This window comes from Ferrimonas sp. SCSIO 43195, from assembly GCF_023716685.1.
In the GTDB taxonomy this organism is placed as follows: domain Bacteria; phylum Pseudomonadota; class Gammaproteobacteria; order Enterobacterales; family Shewanellaceae; genus Ferrimonas; species Ferrimonas kyonanensis.
Genome location: NZ_CP072679.1, coordinates 2684363 through 2704021, shown reverse-complemented (window position 1 = coordinate 2704021; position 19659 = coordinate 2684363). Strand labels below are relative to the sequence as shown.

General features: G+C 55.4%; 15 protein-coding genes. 11 read left to right on the top strand and 4 right to left on the bottom strand.

Features of this window, described 5'->3' with window-relative positions; translation table 11 throughout:
- Positions 1 to 23 precede the first annotated feature (23 nt).
- From J8Z22_RS12690 to J8Z22_RS12640, 11 genes are all read left to right on the top strand, one after another.
- The gene (locus J8Z22_RS12690) at positions 24 to 2870 is read left to right on the top strand and encodes a BRCT domain-containing protein (protein ID WP_252006649.1); all 2847 of its coding nucleotides are present in this window, start codon (positions 24 to 26) and stop codon (positions 2868 to 2870) included.
- Positions 2864 to 3712: a hypothetical protein gene (locus J8Z22_RS12685; protein WP_252006648.1), complete on the top strand. Its 849-nt coding sequence runs from the start codon at positions 2864 to 2866 to the stop codon at positions 3710 to 3712. Before J8Z22_RS12690 ends, J8Z22_RS12685 begins: the two co-directional genes overlap by 7 nt.
- Entirely contained in the window at positions 3712 to 4524 is an 813-nt protein-coding gene (locus tag J8Z22_RS12680; RefSeq protein WP_252006647.1) for a hypothetical protein, read from the top strand. Before J8Z22_RS12685 ends, J8Z22_RS12680 begins: the two co-directional genes overlap by 1 nt.
- 20 nt (positions 4525 to 4544) lie before the next feature.
- The gene (locus J8Z22_RS12675) at positions 4545 to 5324 is read left to right on the top strand and encodes a hypothetical protein (protein WP_252006646.1); all 780 of its coding nucleotides are present in this window, start codon (positions 4545 to 4547) and stop codon (positions 5322 to 5324) included.
- A 111-nt stretch (positions 5325 to 5435) separates the two neighbouring features.
- Positions 5436 to 5858 (top strand): hypothetical protein, encoded by a 423-nt coding sequence (locus tag J8Z22_RS12670; protein ID WP_252006645.1) that lies wholly within the window; start codon positions 5436 to 5438, stop codon positions 5856 to 5858.
- Positions 5855 to 6367 (top strand): DUF3592 domain-containing protein, encoded by a 513-nt coding sequence (locus tag J8Z22_RS12665; RefSeq protein ID WP_028111889.1) that lies wholly within the window; start codon positions 5855 to 5857, stop codon positions 6365 to 6367. The genes J8Z22_RS12670 and J8Z22_RS12665 overlap by 4 nt, the downstream gene beginning before the upstream one ends.
- A gap of 145 nt (positions 6368 to 6512) precedes the next feature.
- Positions 6513 to 6887, top strand: coding sequence for a hypothetical protein (locus tag J8Z22_RS12660; protein ID WP_028111890.1), 375 nt, complete (start codon positions 6513 to 6515; stop codon positions 6885 to 6887).
- 106 nt (positions 6888 to 6993) lie between these two features.
- Positions 6994 to 7344 (top strand): hypothetical protein, encoded by a 351-nt coding sequence (locus J8Z22_RS12655; protein ID WP_028111891.1) that lies wholly within the window; start codon positions 6994 to 6996, stop codon positions 7342 to 7344.
- Positions 7345 to 7626: 282 nt separating this feature from the next.
- A complete protein-coding gene (locus tag J8Z22_RS12650; RefSeq protein WP_252006644.1) occupies positions 7627 to 8223 on the top strand; it encodes a hypothetical protein in 597 nt (198 codons plus the stop codon).
- Positions 8224 to 8545: 322 nt separating this feature from the next.
- Positions 8546 to 9598: an efflux RND transporter periplasmic adaptor subunit gene (locus J8Z22_RS12645; protein WP_252006643.1), complete on the top strand. Its 1053-nt coding sequence runs from the start codon at positions 8546 to 8548 to the stop codon at positions 9596 to 9598.
- Entirely contained in the window at positions 9595 to 12705 is a 3111-nt protein-coding gene (locus J8Z22_RS12640; protein ID WP_252006642.1) for an efflux RND transporter permease subunit, read from the top strand. The genes J8Z22_RS12645 and J8Z22_RS12640 overlap by 4 nt, the downstream gene beginning before the upstream one ends.
- A 184-nt stretch (positions 12706 to 12889) precedes the next feature.
- Here J8Z22_RS12640 and J8Z22_RS12635 read toward each other — a convergent pair whose 3' ends face one another.
- From J8Z22_RS12635 to J8Z22_RS12620, 4 genes are all read right to left on the bottom strand, one after another.
- Positions 12890 to 13459 carry a LemA family protein gene (locus tag J8Z22_RS12635; protein ID WP_028111894.1) on the bottom strand — a complete coding sequence of 190 codons (570 nt, stop codon included), beginning with the start codon at positions 13457 to 13459 and terminating at the stop codon, positions 12890 to 12892.
- Between the two features lie 53 nt (positions 13460 to 13512).
- Entirely contained in the window at positions 13513 to 14790 is a 1278-nt protein-coding gene (locus tag J8Z22_RS12630; RefSeq protein WP_028111895.1) for a DUF3137 domain-containing protein, read from the bottom strand.
- 179 nt (positions 14791 to 14969) lie between these two features.
- On the bottom strand, positions 14970 to 16442 hold the full coding sequence (locus tag J8Z22_RS12625; protein ID WP_252006641.1) for a winged helix-turn-helix domain-containing protein: 1473 nt from the start codon (positions 16440 to 16442) through the stop codon (positions 14970 to 14972).
- Positions 16443 to 16587: 145 nt separating this feature from the next.
- Complete coding sequence (locus J8Z22_RS12620) at positions 16588 to 19650, bottom strand: efflux RND transporter permease subunit (protein ID WP_028111897.1); 3063 nt, start codon at positions 19648 to 19650, stop codon at positions 16588 to 16590.
- Between the last annotated feature and the right edge of the window lie 9 nt (positions 19651 to 19659).

Sequence of the window (19659 nt, the reverse complement as noted above, 5' to 3'; positions counted from 1 at the left end):
AGATTGAATAGGATTGTTAAACAATGAGTAAGTTATCCCTGCACGATTACGACATCGATCAGTTGCAACAGGTGCACCAGGATGTGACGGTTCTCCGATACCGACTGGATGAGCAACTGCCCGACTGGGCCGATTTGGGGCGGGCATTTCCCGCTGTGGAGGAGATTCAGTTCGGCAGTTATTTGGAGACGGTGCGACCCATCGACACCGAGTTGCTGCGCCATTTTCCCAATTTGAAGCGGTTGTACTGTCAGGACAATCCGTTGCAGCTGCAGGGGGTGGAGCCCTCAATGGTGACCAACCTACGGGTCATTCAAGGCGCCAGGGTGGAAGACCCGACCCAGTTTAGCCTGTTGAGCCGCTGCCACGACTTACTGAAGCTGCACCTGGAGGTGCCCAAGGTGCCGGTGGTGTTTGAACTGCATGCCGACAGCCGCCTGAAACAGCTCCATCTGCGGGTCGAGAACAACGGCCGTTTGGCACTGAATCTGGCTGGCGCCGCTCAGTTGACGGAGTTGTACATCGGCCCGTTGAACTACGGCGACGATGCTGACCCGTTGACGGTGGAGCAACTGCTGTTGCCGAATTCGGTAAAAAAGGTGTCGTTATCTCCCAGTGGCCCGCTGCAGTTTTGTCATTGTATCGACGCGGAACAGGCCAATCTGGACGAGCTTCGCGTTGAAGCGAGAGAGCTTAGGGTTGCCCCTGGTGGCCTCGCTCGCGCCGTTGCCATTGGCGATCTTCATGTCAATGTCGGTCAACAGGCTGAGCAAGTACCCGACGACCTGTTCTGTGGGTTGGGCAGTGTGGGGCAACTGATGTTTCTGCCCCAGGACGCCAACTTTCACCTGGCCCGGTTGCTGGCGCCCATTTCCGGAGTCCGTTCCCTGTACCTGTTTTCCAAGGGAAATGGCGAGATTGGCGAGCTGAATCTGCCGAAACTGACCCATCTCTATGCCACCCAGGCGTCGCTGTCTCAGCTGGGTGGCCTGCGTCACTCAACGGCGCTTGAACACCTTGATCTTCGTGATGTAGGCCCACTGGGTGACGGGGCATTGCTGGCCGCGCTTCCGCAGTTAACCCGTCTGCAGTTAGAAGGCGTTGTGGGCGACGAATTGCCTCAGAGCCTGCGAGCCCACCAGGGCTTGACTCGGCTGGCGCTGCACAACAGCCCCTTGCAGCGTCTGGGCGATCTCAGTGGCATGAGCGCACTGACCCAGGTGGAGATTGAGCAGTACAGTTACCACGGCCCCTGCACGACCCTGCCTCAGGTGGATGATCTGCTTACGCTGCCGGCATTGGCACAGCTGCGGCTGAGATTGACCCCTCAACCCGGCGATGACGCCGGCATCCTGATGCAGTTGCCTGAGCAGGTCGAACTGACGTTTAGCATCTACGACCACGTGGCCCGCTCGGAGCAACTGAACAAGCAGCGCACCATCTTGTTGCAGGCGCCCCTGACTCAGGCTCAGAAACAGGCCTACTGGCAGGTGCTCTATCATGCGCCCAAGCCGCGAGATCTGCCGCAGATGGAAGGCCGGTTCCACCTGACATTTCTGGAAGCCAAATACAGTGCCTTTAAGAAGGCGGCCCATGCGTGGCTGAGGCACAATGCCCAACAGGCGATTCTGCAGCGTCCTTTGAGCAAGGAGACGGTGCTGTTTGTGTGTGGAAAGAGTGGTATCAAGGTCAGTGAACTCAAGGCCAAGGCCACGGAGCTGGGGTTTACCATCAGCAAGAAACTGGATGACGGCGTCACCCATGTGCTGCTGGGGGCCAATCCCAAGCAGACCCAGCTGCTGGATCCTGACCGGCACCTGATTATCGACGATACCGCACTGACTCAATGGTTCGAACAGTCGGCGCCGCAGTTTCTGCAGCAGCCACAGGCGGTCGACAGTGGCATGATCGACACCGTCATGACCATGCTCAACTCTCCCGATGAAGCCTCTCACCAGGTGGCGGTGGAGATGCTGGCCCAGGGCGGCATTACCGAAGCGATGCAGATGCCACTGTTCCTGATTCTGAAAACCACCAGTGACAAGGCATTGCGCAAAGCCATTCAGCAACTGCTGGCGGGCAAGGGCGATGAGCTGTTCCAGTTGGCCGTTGGCGACCGAGTGTTCTTCGAGGCCGACTTGCGCGGCCTGGATTACGAGGGCCATCCCAAGGGCGAAGGCCCGATGTTCAAAAAAATAAAGGGGCTGACCAAGCGTTGGGGCCGTGAGCTGTGCATCGATTTTTCCAAGGCCTATTTCGATCGTTTCGGTGAAGGCTTAATGTGGTTGCTGACCCAGAAACTGGAGTGTCCCCGTCGTCTCGCCATTACCCGCGAGTTGGTGGAGGGGCAGACCCTCAACTGGCACAAAGGCTGCGGCTTTGCCCAGGTGCTGGAGGGGGCCGATGAGGAGCGGCTTACCAACTGTCACGGCTCGCCGGATATCTACATGCAGCACTGCTTTGATCTTGGTTCGCCCAAGACCCGGTTGCCTGAGAAGCTGCCCAGCGAAACCCTGATCACCGAACTGGATCTGCACAACTGTTATCTGGCGGCCCTGCCGGCCAACTTTGAACATTACCAGCAGGTGAAGACCCTCAACCTGCAGTTTAACCACCTGGAAAAGCTGCCACCGAAACTGGCCAGTCTGACAGAGCTTGAGACCCTGGATCTCTCCTACAACCACTTCTGTGAGTTTCCCAAAGTGTTGTTCAAGCTGAAGAACCTCAAGAAACTGGATCTGCGCCGTGGCTCAGAGCCCCTGTATCGCTGGGGCTATGACACCGACAACGGCTATGAGCCGTTGCGGGCCCCACAGAGTTTCCGTGATGCCTTCCCTCACTGCGAAATTCTGGAAGACGAATCATGCTGAGACCCGGCATCACGCTTACCGTGACGTTGATGGCTTTGGCTCTGGGGGGCTGCACCGTTTTTGGGCCCGGCCGCGATGAGCAGCAGATCCTGGTGCTGTTGGGCCAACTCAACCTGTGTCAATACGACCAGGCTGAGCGCAAGCGGATGTATGACGCCGCCAGAATGGGCAACAAGACGCCATACCCCTTGCTGTATTGCGAGGGCGAGCGCAGTGCCCGTTTTGATGCCCGCTTCCTGGACAGTCGCAAACACACTCGCTTTGAGGTGCTGGGCAGCCATTTCGAAAAGGACGGCTATGGTGCTGCGCTGGTGAAGATTCGCACGCCGGCCTGGCGACGGGAGTGCGAAGCGCTTGGACAATGGGATTCGCAACAATGCGAGGTGATGGTGATGGGCATTAATGCCCCCCAGCTGAAGAAAGTCGATAAGTTTGAGCGGCTGCGGATCTGGCATCGTCAGGATCAATTGGCGCGAGTGGGCAAACCGGAAATGATGGTGGACTACTTCTTGATGCCGTTGAAGCGAGACAGCGGCGGACAACTGCGTCCTAACTGGGTTGAAAACGGTGGCGCTGCCCGGGCCAGCCTGGGCTTGGCCGAGCGTGTTGGAGAGGCCGTGGAGCCGCTACCGGTCCAGTATTACGACAAACAGTATGATTTGCTGGCGCAGGACGCATTACCTCAACACTACATGGGGGTGTTCTTCTATGCCACGCCGCAGTTGTTGGATTACGTGGCACGTCCAGAGCCAGCCTACAGTTTTCCCCTGAGAAAAGGGGTACCCAGCCCGGGTTACCGGGTCAGCATCTATCGAGCCGTAAAAGGAAAGAGAGAGTTTTGATGAAACCGACACTATTGTTGTCAGCGCTGTTGCTTAGCGGCAGTGCGCTGGCCGGTAACGATTGCACCGGTAACGATGTTTGGGTGTTTGAGAATGACACCAATAAGTTCGGTGGCGGCACCTTTGGCAACTGCGGCGCTTATCCGGCGGATGAGTCATTGCGGGTGGTCACCTATACCTCCTGGGCGGATGGAGAGATGGGGCAACGCCACCTGATTTGGCGGGTATTGTTGACTAAGGCCGACAAGCCAGACGTGGTCGCTTCGGCCACCCTGAATCTGTGGGAAGGGCCCAACATGGTGCTGCGGGAAGAGGTAGAGGAACCGTTGTTTTTCGTCGATAAAGCCAATTACCCCCTGAATGCCAGCACCAATGCCTTTGCCGTCCGTGCCGACCTGGGTCCCGACTCTTACTGTCGCGACGTCAGTCGCGATCAGTTTGTCACTCTGTTTGTTCGTGATGGCCGCCAGCTCAAGCCAGTGCTAAAGCACCTGCCTTTGAAGCAAAGCCTGGTGGTCGAGGGCAGCCCTTGCAGCCGCTATGACTACAGCAAAACCGCTCGGGGAGAAGGTCGCTTGACGCTGTTGGACACCGTAACCAACGGCTATCGCGATCTCAAATTCACCACTACTGCGGTCTATGAAAGTTACGATGAGCTGTCTCAGCAACAGGTGGATGAAACCGACCCCGGCCAGTGGGAGGCTTCGTTTAAGCCCGAGACCCGCCAGTTTGACACCACCCTTAAGTTCGATGGTCACCGTTACCCGGTTGAGTGGCAGCAACTTCCTTCAAAAGCGTGGTGGCAGCAATGACAATGATGAAAGGAGTCCGGATGAACAAACCCTTGATAACCCTGGCCGCAGGCCTGGCGCTGGCCTCTCCCTTGGTCATGGCGGCTCAAACCTGTACTCCGCAACAGTATGAGATGCTGGAGGAAGATAAGCAGTTGTTTGGGCCGTTGTCGTCGCCGGTGTGTAAGGCGTTGCCGAATCGTCCGGAGTTGACCCTGGCGTCCTACTTCGTCTGGACCGATGGCGGCCGGGTCGGGGAGCGCAGCTACCAGTGGCACACGGTGATGATGGACAGTGACTCCAACACCGTGCTGGCCAGGCACCGGCAGGAGATTTCTGAAGACGCCTACACCAAAGTACGTCCCGACAGCATCTGGCTGGATACAGCCAACTATGCGTTGAACGATCAGGTGCGCGCCTTTGGTGTCCGGCTGAACATCGGCCGAAAGCCGGAGTGTGCCAAGGAGTATCGAGGTCAGTTTTTTAACCTGTTTGTCTATCAGAACCATATCCTGACGCCACTGCTGGAGAGTCTGCCTATGGCGTATTCCCGAGTACACGATGGCAAGGATTGCGGGGACAAACAACGCTGGGACAAAGAGGTGGGCAAGTCGCAACTGCAGATGCTGCCCAGCAAGCACTACGGGTTTGCCGACATCAAGGTAAAAACCAAGGGCAAAATGTACTATGAGCCCATCACCCGTCAGAGGGACAAATCCCGCAGCCACGGCTACATCCTGAAGTACGATGGCGAACGCTATCGCTTTGATCCGTCTTCTCTGCCCGGCCATCGCTGGAGGGATTTTAAGGATTTCTATTAGTGGTGGCGGGTACCGAGGCTGCCCACCAGGGCAGCCTCGGTTGTGACAATGATCTTCGGCGACGCCTGGCATCAATCATGCCAGGTGATCATGAGTAGCAACGGGAAATAAATGACATCCATAAGCAATCGACACAGAGGTCAGCTTCAACGGGCTCATCTTTTTGCCATCCTGGTGTTTGTTGCAAGCTGGCTCTACTGGCCGCTGAGTGGGCTGTTGATTCCATTTGCGCTCTGGTGCCTGTTTGCCTGGCTCAGGAATGAATCTGAGCCGCTTAAAGCCGGCTACCTAAGTGTGCTCAAGACCCTGGGCGTGTACGTGAGTTTCAACCTGTTGGCGGTTGCGGCCTTGATGCTGGCAGCGCAGCACAATCGGGGCGGTCTGTTTAGCGGCAGCGGTGCTAACGACTTTATGTTGTTGATTGTTTATGGCCTGGCGGGGCTGCTACTGGCATTAGTGGGCACGGTGTGGACACTGGTGCGGTTGGTGAAGGGTTTTCAGCGCCTCAGGGCGCCGCAGGAGCAGCAATCATGAGGCGTTTTCGGCTGTCTCAGGTGTCCTATTTCATCTGGTTTATGTTCACGCTTTTCTCTTTCGCAGTGGGGCTGGCCGCCTACGTGGTGCACGAGTTTCACGCCTCGTTCAACTGGCCTACCACCAGAGGAATGGTGGTGGATACCTGGATAGAGGAGATTCACACTCAAGGCAGCAGTGCCGATCCGCACTACGAAGTGGGCATCGAGTTTGTGTATGCCATTGGCGAGGAGTTTCACCATAAGCGTAATAAGACCGACATCAATGGCGCGATTCCCGGCTATTCCCGTGAGGAAGCGCAGTCTTTGGTGGCCGAGTATCCCAGGGGCAAGGTGATCGAGGTGCATTATAAGCCTGGCGCACACGATACCGCGGTCATTACCCCGACCATGCACCCGTTTATGATTGTTGGCCTGGTGATTTTCAGTCTGGTGCTGGCGCCGATTCTGTACGTGATGTATCGGCAGATGACCGGAGATCCCGACAGCTATCTGGTCAGGTACGTGTAACCGAAATTGTGACGTCGTTCACGCAAAAGACTCGCCAGGGCATGTAGTGTTAATTTTTCTTAAAATCAGTTAGATATGTGAAATAGGGTGCTGCCAGGTTGCCTTGTCGACCCAGCACGCCGGTGACTGCTCAAAAGGGAAGAGAATGCTGCAGATTGTATGGGATCTTATTCAACAGGGGCAGATTGCTCGAAATCAAGCCGATGCACAATCGGCCTCAGGCCTGGCGGTTTCCAGCAGCACTTCGGTGACTGAATTACGAAATCAGTTGGATACCTTAGTCCTGGCGAACCAGGCGATGTGGGAGATCCTGTCTGAACGCCTGAATGTGTCGGATGCCGAACTGGTTACTCGAATGAACGAGATTGATCTTCGAGACGGCAAACTGGATGGCAAGTTATCCAACTCCAGATTAACGGCCATGGCGTGTCCGGAATGCGGAAAGACCATCGGTAAAAGAAGAGCTAATTGTTATTGGTGCGGCGCCCGGGTAGAGGGCGTCAGTCCTTTTAAGAAATAGGAACTCAAACCGTGCCTCGTACCGAGGCGGATTAAGCAAAAATTACAATGATCCTGTGAAAGCAGTTTTGCAGGGAGTGTTTTTACTCATAAATTAGGGAAGTATTATGAGGCGATTGCTGGTGTTTTTATTGATTGGCATCCTGTCGGGTTGCACCTCGAACCGTCAGATAGATGCCAGTGGACATGATTTTTCTGCGATCATAGAGAATGTCAAAGTGGGTGATGAGATCAGTATTACCACACTAGACGGTAACGAATTTAAGTGGGTGGTCGACAACATCGATGATCACAGCGTCGCCGCAGGGGATGAAGTGATTCAGTTTGATGAGATTAAAGAGATCAAAAAACGAGAAACGTCGGTATTTAAAACGACCGCCCTGGTGGCCGGTACCACGTTTGCCGCAATTATTACCTACTCTGCCATTGCCATGCTTGCAATGCTTGGCGCGTTTTAGAGTAGGAGATATCAGTTTCAAGCTGTAGCACTCCCGAGCCGGTTCTTTTGGCACATTGTGTTGTTGTTAACTTCTCTCGAGGCAACGTGAGGACAGTATTGGTGACTGAGACTTACAAACTAGGATGCTATGGCATTAGGATAGGGTCTTTACGACCCTTTATCTTCGGCTGTGAATTTGAGGTCCCCAAGCGATAAGGTCGATTTCGCGACATCAGCGACTGAATAAGCAAAGGGGGGCTGATTTTTTTCAAATGACCCCGGTTTCAGACTCGACCTTCAAATGTTTACTCTAGCTAAACAGCTCATCAAGCTAGCCTTTTACGTGGTGTTCACCCCCTTTGTGCTGTTAGGGACCTTGGTTACCGCGCCCATCTGGTATCCGAAAAACAAGCGTAAACGCCGTGACCGGCGTCTGCTACTGTTGTCACTGCTGACGCGGGGGCGGGCGGCGTTGTGCCACAGTACCGCTGAAGGCAACAGGGAGACGGGGGCATTAAAGCGGCTGGCAAACTTGTCCGAAGCACAGTTCGAGGTCTTTCTGCTGCAGACTCTGGAATCCATGCAGGGCGAGGGTGGCTGGTTTTACCTTCGAATCGACTGGGCGGCAACCGATGAAGTCGAGCCTCAAACCGATGCTCTGGCTAAGCAACTGGGCCTCGAAGGCCGGTTTGTGCCAAAGACGTTGTCCGACGATCCGGCCTCCATCGAAACTGCCTTGGCAGAGTTTGGAGGTTGGTTGGGTCAGAGAGGGTATCGATTGGTACTTTGGGAGCAAGGCGGCGATGAATACATCGGTTTTGCCTGCCAGCAGCAACAACTGGATGATCTGCTGTCTTGTGGGGATGCCCTTTGTTTGAGCTTTCAGAGTTGCCAATAGGGCATTACTTGATTTGGGTTGTCTTTCCCAGAGCGCAGCGAAAGACAGTATCTAACCCCAGACGGTCTGCCTAACCAAGTTGTGTACCGTTAGAACCCTGTGGCAGGTTTTTAAAGAGTTGCAGAGTTGTTTTGTTCAGTAACTGTGTCAGCTTGGTACGGCTCGACTTTACCTATCCTTACCTGGCCTTGACCCCGTTTTCCCCCTGAGACCATTACACTGCCGACACGGTATCGGTGTTCTGTCGCCGGTGTCGACATTTTGTTGCACCTCTGTGTGCTAGCTTAATCCTATAACCGATTCACTTACCGGAACAAACTCCATGAACCGATTGATAAAGCCGGTCTTTGCTGCTGCCCTGTTAGGCTCGATAGTATTGGCCATGACCACATCGGCTGTCGCCAAGGGCGCGGGCGATAAGCCGCAACTGGTGGAACTGTTTGAGGTCGTCAACGAACCCTGGGGCGATCGTTTGGAGGGGGTCGGGACCGTATATGCACGCAATCACATCGAAGTGATTAGCCAGACCGAAGGCGTGATCCGTTCCGTCGATGTGGGCGATGGCAGGGTGGTGAAAAAGGGCCAGTCGCTGATTCAGCTCGATCCCAGTTACCCACAGGCGATATTGGCGGAAGCACAGGCTCAGTTGCAGGATGATGAGCGTCGATTGGCTGAACTTAGCCAGTTGAGTCGCAGTAATGCGGTGTCAGAGTCCAGTTTGCTGGAACAGCAGGCCAAAGTGGCGATATCAAAAGCCCGGGTTGATGCCGCCCAGGTGTCTCTTTCTTACTACAGCATCAAGGCGCCGTTTGACGGCGTACTGAGTCTGAGTCAGTTGAGCCAGGGGCAGTACATTCAGCGTGGAGAGGCGCTGTTGAATCTGACCGACCTTAACAGCCTGTATGTGGATTTTGGCCTTCCCAGTCGCTACCTGTCTCTGGTGCAAGTCGGGCAATTGGCCAATCTTCACTTTGACGCCTGGCCGGATCGGGAATTTACCGCCACCATCAGCAGCATCGATCCGGTCATCGACACTCAGAGCCGCAACCTGAGGGTGCGCACCGAGTTGGATAATCCCCAGCAAATGTTGCGTCCCGGCCTGTTGGTGCAGATTCATGTCCAATTGGCGTCGTCGCCGTCGGTTGTGGTGCCTACCAGTGCCATTTTCTATCGTGGCACTGAGGCCTTTGTGTATCAGGTTAAGCCGGATAACCGGGCTCACTCGGTGGCCATTGAGGTTGGCTCCAGTCGTGGCACCCTGACTCAGGTCCTGCAAGGGCTGGCGCCGGGAGCCCGAGTCGTAAGCGCTGGTGTGGGTAAATTGAGTGATGGCAGTCCGGTGGCAGTGGCGGATGACCAGGAGCAACAACCATGAGTTTGTCGGATCTGGCCATTAAACGTCCGGTGGTGGCGTGTGTCATCAACCTGCTGTTGATCGTGTTTGGCGTGCTGGCGTTGAATCAGTTGCCGCTGCGGGAGTACCCGGATGTGGCGGCGCCGATAGTGTCGATTCGCGCCGACTATTCCGGTGCATCGGCCGACATCATGGAGTCTCGAGTACTAAAGGTCATCGAGGATCAGCTGTCCGGCATTGACGGTCTCAAAACCATTGACTCTTCGGCCTCGGCCGGGCGCGGTCGCATCAAGGTCGAGTTTGATGCCAGCCGTGACATAGAAGCGGCCGCCAACGACGTGCGCGATGCCGTCGCCAAGGCTCAGCGCAGCCTGCCGGTAAACATGAAGACCCCGACGGTGGAAAAAAGTGATGCCGACGGCGATGGGGTGATCAGTTACGCGGTGTCTTCGACCACCCTATCGGCGGTGGCGCTTAGCGACTACGTCAGTCGCCAGTTTGTGCAGCCGCTGAGTCTTCTCGATGGTGTCAGTTCCATCGAACTGCGGGGGGAGCAGCCCTATGCCTTGTTGGTGCAGCTGGATCCGGTGGCGATGGCCAGTCGCAACGTGACGGTGTCCGATGTGGAAACGGCGTTGAAGAATGAGAACCTGGAGGCTCCGGCCGGCAATTTGTCGGATCAGGCGCGCAGCTATGCGCTGAGGCTGGAACGCAGTTACCTGTCGGTGGAAGACTATCGTCGCCTGATCGTACGCCGCAATGAGGATGGATCCAACCTGTACCTGAGTGACATCGCCACGGTGACGACCGGCTCCAAGGACGACCAGACGGTATTGCGGGTCGATGGCCAGGCGATGGTGATGATGGAGTTTCTGAAGCAATCTCAAGCCAATACCCTGGAGGTGGTCAATGGCATCAAGGCGGAGGTGGAGCGGTTAACGCCATTTCTGCCTCAAGGGATGTCGATCAAGCCATTGTCCGACAGTTCGGTATTCATCGAGAGTGCCATCGGCGAGGTCTACAGTACCTTGGCCATTACCTCGGTGCTGGTGATTCTGGTGATCTACACCTTCCTTGGCAGTGCCCGTGCCACACTCATTCCAGCGGTCAGTGTGCCGGTGTCTCTGGTGGCAACCTTTGCGGTGTTAGCCCTGTTTGGTTTCTCCATCAACCTCATTACTTTGCTGGCACTGGTTCTGGTGGTGGGGCTGCTGGTGGACGACTCCATTGTGGTACTGGAGAACATTGTCCGGCGCATTGATGCCGGAGAACCGCCGATGCTGGCGGCGTATCGGGGCACCCGAGAAGTGGGCACGGCGGTAATTGCCACCACCGCGGTACTGGTGGCGGTGTTCATACCCATTACCTTGCTTAGCGGCACCGTGGGACTGTTGTTCAGGGAGTACGCCATTACTCTGTCTGCGGCGGTGGTCATCTCCAGCATTGTGGCATTGACCATGGGACCGGTACTGGGCAACCGGTTATTAACCATGAACGTAAAGCCGTCGGCGCTGCACCGATTGATGGATCGTCTGTTTCAGGTGCTGGAAGGCCATTATCGCGCCCTGGTGGTGCGGATAACCAACAGGAGTTGGCTGGCGGTGGCGCTGGTGGTGATGAGCCTGGGCTTCATTGGCTGGTGTTATCAGGTCGTGCCGCAGTCGTTCGTCTCCAAAGAGGATCAGGGGCGCCTGTTTGTGACTCTGAAGGGCACCGAAGGCACCGGCTTTGCCGCAATTCAACCTGAGTTGGATGAGATTGAACGCCGAATGGTGCCGATGATGGCACCGTCCGGGCCTATCGCTTCCATGGCCGTGCGTAATCCCGGGCGAAACGGTGAGCACGAAGTGATGCTGATCATCGATCTGGTTCACTGGGATCAACGTCAACAGTCGGTGTTTGAGGTGGGCAATGAGATTCGCAAACGGCTGGCACCGATGGCAGATTTCAAGGTGTCACCGATGGTAAAAAGCAGCTTTGGCAGTCGAGCCAGAGCGCCGGTGGAACTGGTGATCGGAGGCGGCAGTTATCAGCAGGTGAAAGCCTGGGTCGACAAAGTGCTGGCCAAGGCCAGTGACAACCCCAATCTGCTGGACCTGGACAGCGACTATGAGGAAACCACGCCGCGGATTCGTACCACCATCAATCAGGCTTATGCCCACGAGCTGGGGATCTCGGTGGCCGAGATTGCCAATACGCTGGAAACGGTGCTCGCTGGGCGTGACATCACGACTTACATCGAGAACGGTGAAGAGTATGACGTCAACGTTCGCGCCCCCAGGGCGTTCTTTGACGGCATCACCGATCTGGCCAATATTCACCTGCGATCCGACCATAGCGGTGATCTGGTTCGTCTCGACAGCCTGGTGACGGTGCTGATTGAAGGCCAACCCAATCAGCTTAAACACTTCAACCGGCGCAAGGCGATCACCATCTCGGCGGATCTGGCCGATGGTTATGCCTTGGGGCAGGCGCTGGAGTACCTGGAAACCATCGTTCGAGACGAGTTGCCGGATCAGGCCACCATCGATTACAAGGGCGAGTCACTGGAATACCAGCGCTCCAGCAGTTCGATGGGACTGGTGTTTGCGTTAGCCTTGGTGGTGGTATATCTGGTGTTGGCGGCCCAGTTTGAGAGCTTTGTTCATCCTCTGGTGATCATTATGACTGTGCCATTGGCGCTGACCGGTGCCTTTGCCGGCATGCTGGCGGTGGATTTGACCCTGGACATCTACGCCCAGATCTCGCTGATCATGCTGATTGGCCTGGCAACGAAAAATGGCATTTTGATTGTTGAATTTATTAATCAGCTTCGGGATCGAGGGCTAGAGTTCTCTCAGGCCATTGTTCAGGGGTCGGTGCAGCGATTACGACCGATCATGATGACGGCGATAACGACATTGGCAGGTACGGTGCCGCTGATTCTGGCCAGTGGTGCCGGTCATGAATCGCGGTTTGCCATTGGGGTGGTGATCTTCTCCGGGGTGTTGGTGGCGACCCTGATGACCTTGATTGTGACACCGGGGCTGTATCGCTTGATGGCGGTAAACACCACGTCTCCGGGGACCGAGGCGGCCAAGCTGGCGGATTTAGACCGAGCACATCCGCCGGGACGCAGCGCCCACTGAAGTGCACGGCCATCGGTTTTTTAGCCAAGCCTGCGTTTTCTTCAGGGCCCTGGGTTGTCAACGGTTAAGTTGATACTGAATGGAAAATAGAGAAGGTGGGGGGCTTGAGTGACAGCGGTCACTGGCCAGGTTGGCGGGTTCAGATCAACAGCGGGCTGCACAGTGCAGCCCGTCAGGATTGGAATTACAGGTTTGGCTTGTAGTCAAAACCGGCCTGAGCTTCGGGATCGGTAAAGCTATTGATGGCCTGTTTGCGCAGCAGCAGGTTGTTGATCACCGAGCCGGGAAACATCTGAATGCCGTTATTGAAATCTTCCACATTGCGGTTGAAGATGCGAATGGCGGCACCAATCTGCTCTTGCTGTTCGGAGATCTCCGCCATTATTTTCAGATAGGTGTCGGAGGCCTTTAGCTCTGGATAGGCTTCAACGGCGATGTTCAGGCCTTTCATCAGGCCGGCGGTGTGCTTTTCCGCCTCGGCCAACTGCCCGGCATCGACAGTGTCGCTGTTGAGGCCGTCAATGGCGCTGCGCAGCTTGGTGACATCGGACAGTACCGTGGCCTCGTGCAGCTTGTATTTTTCCACCATCTTTTCGACGTGAGGAATGATCTTGTTTTTCTGACGCTCCTGGGTCAAAACCGAAGCCCAGGCACGATCAACGGCGTTGAATTTTCCGATGATGCCGTTGTAGATCAGGATAATGGACAGTATTACAAAGGCGATGATGCCAAGTATCACGTAGCTGATTTCCATGGGTGTCTCTCTTATTTGTGTGTCTACGGCGCCCGGCTTAGAGCGCCGATGTGTCAAGCGAAATTGTTGTCGCTGAGGCGCATCAAGTGATGAACAAGCGTTTTGATGGCGGTCAGTTTCTTCAGTTCGGCGTGGCCGGCGATCTCCTCGGCAAACGCATCGGGTTGATCGAGCCCGAACTGGCGTTTCAGCGTCAACAGATCCTTATCGTCGAAGGCGATGCAAGTGTAGCCACTGGCGTTGACCTCGATGATGGGGCGTTTGTAATCGCGACCAAACTCACTCAGCAACTCTACCACCGCCGGCGTCAGCAAGCGTGCGGCGGTCATCTCCTGTTTGGCTCTGACCCGGAAATGGCGGTTAAACTCATTGGAGGCGGTGGTGTACTTTTCGCCTCGATAGCTTATCCGCCTATCGCCGTCGATGGCGATGGATTTAGCAAACGGAAATTGCAACAGCAATCCGTGACGGTAGTAATGATCGTAGGTGGTTCGAGTCTTGGTTCTGCCTTCGGAGTCGGTATAGGTTTCGGTGCGCTTGTCCACGTAATGGAACTTATACACCTGAAAATCGAAGCTGTGGACATCGCCTTGGTGATGTCCTTGATACATCTCCATGATCTCTCTGCGATAATTCCCTCGGTCAAACTCCCTGAAGTAACCTTCAAGCTCCTTGGCCTTGCCCTCTTTGTCGATGGATATCGGGGTCAGTTCGTTGTTAAATAGCCGATCGCGCAGATGAATGCGATCGGAGACCGGATCGCGCCAGTGCTGACGTTTGCGTAACCACATCCACAAACCGATGGCGATAATCCCCAGACCGATGGTGACTAACTCCGGTGGCTGAAGGCGTCCGCCGCCGCTGGCGAAGAAAATCAGGTTACCGACACAGAACCAGTAGCCCTGGTGCCAGAGATCGAAGGGCACGGTGATTATCGTGCATCCCAGGGCGATGATCCCGATCCTGAGCCAGGGGCGGGCCAGCAGCGGCGGCAGGGGGATAAGCTTGTTGCGCTTTTCACACTGCTGGCCGATAACAATACCAATCAGGGCGGGAGCAAGGTAACTGCTGTTTCTTAGCACTTCGGCCACTATCGACCCGAAGCTGCTAATGAAAGACCCGTAAAACACGTAGTTTTGAAACAGACCAATGGTACAGACGTACACCAAAGCCCACTTGAGGCCATGAAACAGGCGGTCATCGTAGTCCAGTGGCCCAGGGTGAACTTTGATCTCATTGATCAAGGTGACCAGATCTTGTTGGCCACTGGCTTTTTCGACCTGCTCTTTGATCTTGCGAATATTGGCGGTGACTTGTTTATTGTGACTCATTCAGCGGGAAATCCTGTAATGCGGTGAATTCGGCAGTGGGCCGACGGCGCCGATTATCCCTGAGTCAAGCCAAAAACGAAAGTTATAAAATAAGAAATTAGTTAATAAAAACAGTCTATTGAATTTAAGTTTTGCGGCGCTGTGGTCGATGGCCACTCATTGAGCGGCCGTCCTGGTGGTCAGTGAACGCCATCTATGCCCAGCTTCTGCCTGATGTGGCTGAGATCGCTGTAGAACAACAGGTTTTCGGCGACCAGCAGCACCTTGGCTGTACCGGATTCATGGATGGCCCGGTAGTAATACTCGGTGGCCGAGGCGGTATTACCAAAGGTCTCGGCGATTTTGGCCTGAATCAGCAGCCCTAAAATGGTGTCGTGGGTATGGGGGATGCGCTCGGCGTATTGCAGTGCCTGAAGCTCATCATTGTGATACAGCGCATTGAGGGCCAGGGCTTCGTAGGCTTTGTAGGAACTGGGTTCAGGTAATAGCGCCGGAATCCGCTGCTCAAACTCGCGGTTCAGTGTGTCGATGGCTTCGATATCGCGGCTCTTAGGGTCAAGATAGAGCGTTGCCATCGAGAACAGATAGTTGGTCGCGATGAGAAACTGGTTATTCGGTTCCAGTGCAAGGGCGCGGCGATTATAGTCCACCGCATCCAGTTTATCGCTGTCGTTACGATCAAAGGTCACGCCGATGGCACTGATGGCCAGAGCCAGCGCCTGCGGATTTTCGGGCAACTCTTGAAGGATGGCATCGACCCGTTGTTCCGGTATGTCGAGCTGCAGGGCGTGCAACAGATCGGTCAGCATCCGTTTCATCACCGGCAGCAGGTTGTCCGGATCGATGCGGTACTTTCGATCCAGGTGCAAGTATTCGGAGACGTTATTGAAGTACTCAATGTTGATGTAGTCGTCGCCGTCCTGCTGGCTGATGATAAAGGACAGCTGTTTGCCAGCGATACCCTGAGGGTCTCCGTTTCTGGCAAGACTGAAGTTTTCATTGTACTTCAGGTATTCAAGAATCTTGAAGACGATGCCATTTTCGATGGGGGAGTTGGCAACGTTGTCGACGTAAGAGATGCTGATCACCCGGGGCTCCAGCTTGCTGAATCTCGCCGTGGATGGCGCAGGGCTGGCGGGCGGAGCCAGTTGATGGATCGCCATCATAATCAGCATGCCAAACACCATGGCGACGGCCGCCAGGCCGATTGAGCGCGGGTTCCGAATCGGCGAGCCGGGGCCATCCCCGTTTGGGGTGGCGTCCTGTGGGGTCAAGGTTGACTGTGAATGTATCGAGCCAGAGTCTGAGGCTCCCTTTTCTGCGCTGCTGGGGTGCAGGGTCACATCTGCGTCCAGCTTATAGCCGCGTTTTGGCACGGTAATGATGTACCCCTGAGGGTGTCTTTGATTGGTTTTGAGGATTTTTCTCAGCTCAAAGATCGATTGGGTGATGACCTGATCGGTCAACACCGCACCATGCCAGACAGACTCCATCAGTTGATCCCGGCTGAATACCGTGTGAGGGTGCTGGCACAGAAACAGCAACAGGTTCGACAGGCGGTTGTCGATCTCCATGCGTTCTCCGTCCAGTACGCAGGCATTTTCGTGCGGTATAAACAGCCAGTTATCGATTTGGTAGAGCTGCTTTTGCATTCTGATTGTCGCCCTCTGTGATTACTCCTTAAAAGACTAGAGTTTTCCTGTGGTATTACAATCCTTTTTGTCGGCTTTCAGCTGCGGTGGCAGGCGCGAACAGAACAGAGCCCGCCGCGGCTGCGGCGGGCAACAGTGAGTGAAATCAGGCGCTGGTGGCGTGAGCGGGGTCGGCCACAGTATGGTGATCCTGAGCCAGGAAGGTATAGACCGTCGGCACTACAAACAGGGTAAACAGGGTGCCGATGGACATGCCAACGGTGATCACCAGGCCGATGGAGAAGCGGCTTTCCGCACCGGCACCGGATGCCAGCAACAGCGGCACTACGCCAATGACCATCGCGGCGGTGGTCATCAACACCGGTCGCAGACGCACGGACGCGGATTTCAAGGCGGCAGCGTGCCTGGATAACCCCTGTTCCTGCTGCAATTGGTTGGCAAACTCCACAATCAGAATACCGTGTTTGCTGATCAGCCCAATCAGAGTCACCAAGCCGACCTCGGTGTAGATGTTCAGGGTATCCACGCCGAAATACAGCGGCAGCATGGCACCGAAAATCGACAATGGCACACTGGTCAGTACAATCAATGGGTCGCGAAAGCTCTCGAATTGAGCGGCTAGAACCAGATAGATGATGACCAGCGCCAGGAAGAAGGTGGCCACCAGCGACGCTCCCTCTTGCAGGAATTGTCGTAACTGGCCGGAGGCATCCAGGCCGTAAGACGGTGGCAGAATCTCTTTGGCGGCCTGTTGCATCACCTCGTAGGCTTCACCGATGCTGACGCCAGGCATCATCTTCGCTTCCAGCATGGCGCTGTTCAGTTGCTGGAATTGATCCACCGCCGACGGTTGTACGCTCTGGCTGATGGTAACCAATGACGCCAGTGGCACCATCTGACCGTTACCGGATTTGACGTAATAGTGGTTGATGGCGTCGCGGGTATTGCGATCATCTTGCGCGACCTGGGTGATGACCTGATAACTGCGCTCATTGATGGCGAAGTAGTTAATGAACCCCTCGCTGAGAAAACGCTGTAACACCACACCGATGTCAGCCGCATCGACGTTCATCAAGGCCGCTTTGTCCCGATCAATCTCGATCTCCAACTGGGGTTTGTTGTAACTCAAGTCATTTTGCACGTAGACGAATTTGCCGCTGTTAATGGCATAGCTTTTCATCTTTTCGGCGTACTGGTACAGATCCTGATAACTGCCGGTGGCGGTCTTGATCAGCATCTGAAACGGCAGCCCCTGGGGCGTACCCGGCAGGTCCGGCGGCGAGAAGGTATAGATCTGTACGCCGGGCAGGGTGCGGCTGTCTTGTTGAAATTGCCCCATGACCTGCTTGGCATCCCGGTCCCGTTCGGCCCAGGGAGACAGCACCGCCAGGCCGAAGAAGGTGGCGTTGTTCTGATAGCCGTTGACCATCATGTTCATCTCGGTTTCCGGGTAGTGCGACACGATGTCCGTTAATGGGCGGGTGAATTGATCCAGGTAGTGGGTATTGGCGTACGCCGGCCCTTTGCCCATCATGATCATCACGCCCTGATCTTCCTGAGGCGCCAGCTCCGAGGCGGTATGAGTGAACATGAATACCAGTGACACCAGCAGGGCACCGGCCAGTGGCCACACCAGGATTCGGTTGTCGAGCACCAGGCTCAAGGCCCGCTGATATTGATGAGTGACCGAGGCGACCACGGCATCAATCTTCTTCACCAGTGGGGCGTCCAGCGTGGCTTTGGACAGGATCTTTGAACACATCATTGGCGTCAGGGTCAGGGCGATGAATCCGGAGATGATCACCGAACCTGCCAGAGTGAAGGCAAATTCGGTAAACAGCTTGCCGGTCAATCCGCCCATGAAGCCGATGGGCGCATACACGGCGGCCAGGGTGATGGTCATGGCGATCACCGGCCCGGCGATCTCTTTGGCGCTGATGAGCGCCGCCTGCAGCGGCGCCACGCCTTCCTCAAGGTGACGGAAGGTGTTTTCCACCACCACAATGGCGTCATCCACCACCAGCGAGATGGCCAATACCATGGCCAGCAGCGTCAGCAGGTTGATGCTAAAACCCAGCATCATCATAAAAAACAGGACCCCCACCAGTGACAGTGGAATGGTGACCAGAGGGATCAGCATGGCGCGCAGAGAACCGAGAAATGCAAAGATCACCAGAATGACGATAATGGCCGCTTCGGTCAGAGTCTTGACCACCTCGTCGATGGAGGTCTGAATGAACTGAGTGGAATCGTACACCACTTGGGATTCGATGCCTGATGGTAAGCTGCTCATCACTTCGGGAAGCAATGTGTACGCCTCTTTTACGACCGTCAGCGGGTTGGAGCTGGAGGTGTTGCTAATGGCAACCATGATGCTCTGCTTACCGTCGAACTTAACGATGGCGTCGTAGCTGTTGGCACCCAGCTCTATGCTGGCGATATCGTCCATATGCACCAGGCGGCCGTCGGCTGCGTGCAGGCTGATGCGCTTAAACTGCTCGACGGAACTGGCATCGGTGTGCGCATTGATGTCGATCTCGATGAAGTCGTTTTTGACCTTACCGGCCGAACTGACGGTATTGCTGGAAGCGATGGCCGATTGCACGTCGGCAGCGGTGATGCCGTAAGCGGCCATCTTGGCCGGGTTCAACCAGATGCGCATGGCAAAGTCCCGTTGTCCCAGCAGATCAACTTTTGAGACGCCATTGACGGTGGAGAAGGTAGGCTTCACCACCCGGCTAACATAATCAGAGATCTGCTCGGTTGCCAGGGTGTCGCTGGCAAAAGAGAGGTACAAAATCGGGGATTCAGAGGTGGACTTAAGAATACTGGAATCCTGTACACCGGCGGGCAGGCGATATTTGACCTGTTGCACCAGGGACAGAATCTCCGTCAGCGCTTTGTCTGACGGATAATCCAGCTTCAGGTACACGGTGATCAGCGACTTACCCAGGCTGCTTTCAGAGGTCATGTAGTCAATGCCCTCGGTTTGAGCGACCTGGGCCTGCAGAGGTTGAGTGACGTAACCTTGAACGCTGGACGCACTGGCGCCTGGGTAGTTGGTGCTGATGGTAATAACGCCGGTTTCCAGTTTGGGGTATTGGCGCACCTGCAACATATCGAACGCCTTTAAGCCCAAGACCAGCAAGGCCAGGCTGAGCACCACAGACAGCACCGGGCGCTTAATAAAAACATCGGTGAAATGCATTGTTTACGA

Excerpts from the sequence above, each read along its gene's own strand:
- J8Z22_RS12690 (WP_252006649.1), top strand. The coding sequence starts at position 24 with ATGAGTAAGTTATCCCTGCACGATTACGACATCGATCAGTTGCAACAG.
- J8Z22_RS12685 (WP_252006648.1), top strand. The coding sequence starts at position 2,864 with ATGCTGAGACCCGGCATCACGCTTACCGTGACGTTGATGGCTTTGGCT.
- J8Z22_RS12680 (WP_252006647.1), top strand. The coding sequence starts at position 3,712 with ATGAAACCGACACTATTGTTGTCAGCGCTGTTGCTTAGCGGCAGTGCG.
- J8Z22_RS12675 (WP_252006646.1), top strand. The coding sequence starts at position 4,545 with ATGAACAAACCCTTGATAACCCTGGCCGCAGGCCTGGCGCTGGCCTCT.
- J8Z22_RS12670 (WP_252006645.1), top strand. The coding sequence starts at position 5,436 with ATGACATCCATAAGCAATCGACACAGAGGTCAGCTTCAACGGGCTCAT.
- J8Z22_RS12665 (WP_028111889.1), top strand. The coding sequence starts at position 5,855 with ATGAGGCGTTTTCGGCTGTCTCAGGTGTCCTATTTCATCTGGTTTATG.
- J8Z22_RS12660 (WP_028111890.1), top strand. The coding sequence starts at position 6,513 with ATGCTGCAGATTGTATGGGATCTTATTCAACAGGGGCAGATTGCTCGA.
- J8Z22_RS12655 (WP_028111891.1), top strand. The coding sequence starts at position 6,994 with ATGAGGCGATTGCTGGTGTTTTTATTGATTGGCATCCTGTCGGGTTGC.
- J8Z22_RS12650 (WP_252006644.1), top strand. The coding sequence starts at position 7,627 with ATGTTTACTCTAGCTAAACAGCTCATCAAGCTAGCCTTTTACGTGGTG.
- J8Z22_RS12645 (WP_252006643.1), top strand. The coding sequence starts at position 8,546 with ATGAACCGATTGATAAAGCCGGTCTTTGCTGCTGCCCTGTTAGGCTCG.
- J8Z22_RS12640 (WP_252006642.1), top strand. The coding sequence starts at position 9,595 with ATGAGTTTGTCGGATCTGGCCATTAAACGTCCGGTGGTGGCGTGTGTC.
- J8Z22_RS12635 (WP_028111894.1), bottom strand. The coding sequence starts at position 13,459 with ATGGAAATCAGCTACGTGATACTTGGCATCATCGCCTTTGTAATACTG.
- J8Z22_RS12630 (WP_028111895.1), bottom strand. The coding sequence starts at position 14,790 with ATGAGTCACAATAAACAAGTCACCGCCAATATTCGCAAGATCAAAGAG.
- J8Z22_RS12625 (WP_252006641.1), bottom strand. The coding sequence starts at position 16,442 with ATGCAAAAGCAGCTCTACCAAATCGATAACTGGCTGTTTATACCGCAC.
- J8Z22_RS12620 (WP_028111897.1), bottom strand. The coding sequence starts at position 19,650 with ATGCATTTCACCGATGTTTTTATTAAGCGCCCGGTGCTGTCTGTGGTG.